This is a genomic window from Rothia sp. 27098_8_161 (assembly GCF_041432905.1).
Lineage (GTDB): Bacteria > Actinomycetota > Actinomycetes > Actinomycetales > Micrococcaceae > Rothia.
Genome location: NZ_JAPWAL010000039.1, coordinates 1 through 2,605, shown reverse-complemented (window position 1 = coordinate 2,605; position 2,605 = coordinate 1). Strand labels below are relative to the sequence as shown.

The window sequence follows — 2,605 nt, the reverse complement described above, 5'->3', positions numbered from 1 at the left end:
GGTGAGCAGATGCGGCAAATCTGTGAGGGCTTCATCTCTCTTTATGCATCTTTTTGTACTCTTGGGCACGGGAAGGTGTGCCGAACTAGCTATTTTTTGCATTTTTAAGGCATATTTGAGATAGGTTATTTCACGGGACCCCGGAACCAACCTGAGCTTCAGTATGAGCGATTGAAGCTTCCCCACTACCGCTCACAGAAACGAGCGGGTGAGCATATACGAGTTCCTATCCCTGTCCGCTAAGGAGCATCACATGGCTGGCATTCAACCGACTCCCGCTGAGGCGTGGAGGCGTCTTCGAGACGGCAACCGTCGTTTTATTGAGGGCAGTAACGAGCACCCCAACCAGGACACGATTCGCCGTACCGATTTGGCGTCGGGGCAGTTCCCATTTGCCTCAATTTTTGGTTGCGGTGACTCTCGTCTGGCCGCGGAGATTATTTTTGATCTGGGTCTGGGCGACGCATTCGTGGTGCGTACCGCCGGCCATGTGCTGGAGAATGCTGCTCTTGGTTCGCTCGAGTATGCGGTCGATGAGTTTGAGACCCCTGTCGTGATGGTTCTTGGCCACGACTCCTGTGGTGCGGTCACTGCTGCTAGCAATGCCCTAGACTCCGGTAGGATGCCACACGGCTTCATCCGTAACCTGGTGCAGCACATCCTGCCTTCGGCAATGTCTCCGAAGCTGCCGGAGAACCCGACCGTCAACGACATGGTGCGTGAACATACCCGCCAGACCGCTATCCGCATTATTGAGCAGTCCCACATCATTTCGGATGCAGTGGTTGAGGGCAAGGTCGCCGTGATTGGTGTCTTCTACCATCTGAAGGAGGGTAAGGCGGAGCTGGTGTTCACTTCACAGGACCTAACCTTGCCTGAGGAGAAGAACGGCGCGCAGAACCCGCTGACTCAGGCGCTTCCGGTGGTCGTGAAGACCCCCCCGCGCGTTGTGGTTGCTGAGAATCTGGACTAGATTTCTTCTTCACTCGTTACGAGCCGTAGAGCGAGAACCCACATACTCACACTAAAGAACAGATTTTTCTATGGGATACCCCCGCCACGGTAGAGTGTTCACATATCTGCCGGGGCGGGGGTTTTACACGCCTTCTCACGCCGCAAAATTTATAAGCGTTTTTCCTCATTTGACACCTTTTCGAGGCGACGTAAGCCACTTTGAACGCCTATCCTAGAGGTATGGCTGAAAACATTGAATACCGCATTGAACATGACACCATGGGCGAAGTTCGCGTTCCGGCTGATGCACTTTACCGTGCACAGACCCAGCGCGCAGTCGAGAACTTCCCGATTTCGGGTCAGACCCTCGAATCCGCCCATATTCGTGCGCTTGCCCTCGTGAAGAAGGCAGCCGCGACCGCCAATGAGGAACTCAAGGTGCTCGACGCTGAGCGCGCCCAGGCTATCCGCGACGCAGCGGATCTGGTAGCAACCGGTGACTACGACGCCCACTTCCCCATTGACGTCTTCCAGACCGGTTCCGGTACCTCCTCGAATATGAACGCGAACGAGGTCCTGGCAACCCTGGCAACCCGTTCCCTGGAGTCCAAGGGCATTGAGGTTCACCCCAACGACCACGTGAACGCATCCCAGTCCTCTAACGACGTCTTCCCCACCTCCGTGCACGTTGCTGTGACCGAGGCTCTGGTAAAGGACCTGATTCCTGCTCTCGAGGTGCTCGCTGAGTCCCTGGAGCGCAAGTCCGCAGAGTTCAGGGACGTTGTGAAGTCCGGTCGTACCCACCTGATGGACGCAACCCCCATCACTCTGGGCCAGGAGTTCTCCGGTTACGCCGCAACCGTACGTTACGGCATTGAGCGTGTGAACGCTTCCCTGCCCCGCGTAGCTGAGGTTCCCCTCGGCGGTACCGCTGTGGGTACCGGCATTAATACCCCGGACGGCTTCTCCGCTCGCGTGATTGAGCTACTCGCTGAGGAGACCGGCCTGCCCCTGACCGAGGCTCGTAACCACTTCGAGGCTCAGGCTAACCGTGACGGTCTGATTGAGGTTTCCGGTCAGCTGCGCACCCTGGCGTACGGCCTGATGAAGATCAGCAACGACATCCGCTGGATGGGTTCGGGCCCGAACACCGGTCTGGGCGAGCTACATATCCCCGATTTGCAGCCCGGCTCCTCGATTATGCCCGGTAAGGTCAATCCCGTGATTTGTGAGGCTACCATCATGGTTGCCGCTCAGGTTATCGGTAACGACGCAACCATTGCTCTGTCTTCCACTAACGGCGCGTTTGAGCTGAACGTGGGTATCCCGGTGATGGCTGCTAACCTGCTGCAGTCGATCCGCCTGCTCGCTAATGTTTCTCGCGTTTCGGCTGAGAAGATGATTGACGGTCTGACCGCTAACGTTGAGCGTTGCCGCTTCCTGGCTGAGGCTTCGCCGTCGACCGTGACCCCGCTGAACAAGCTGATTGGTTACGAGGCTGCTGCGAAGATTGCTAAGTACTCGGTGGCTCACAAGGTGACTGTCCGTGAGGCAGTTGTGGCTCTGGGTTATGTGGAGCGCGGCGAAGTGACTGAGGAGCAGCTGGATGCGGCTCTGGACGTCACCAAGATGCTGGGCAACTTCTAATCTC

At 57.0% G+C, this 2,605-nt stretch carries 2 protein-coding genes; both read left to right on the top strand.

Going from position 1 to position 2,605, the window contains the following annotated elements:
* Nucleotides 1-253: 253 nt before the first annotated feature.
* The gene (locus O3648_RS08150; RefSeq protein WP_279741781.1) at nucleotides 254-973 is read left to right on the top strand and encodes a carbonic anhydrase; all 720 of its coding nucleotides are present in this window, start codon (nucleotides 254-256) and stop codon (nucleotides 971-973) included.
* A 221-nt stretch (nucleotides 974-1,194) separates the two neighbouring features.
* Nucleotides 1,195-2,601: a class II fumarate hydratase gene (locus O3648_RS08145; protein ID WP_279741779.1), complete on the top strand. Its 1,407-nt coding sequence runs from the start codon at nucleotides 1,195-1,197 to the stop codon at nucleotides 2,599-2,601.
* Nucleotides 2,602-2,605 lie beyond the last annotated feature (4 nt).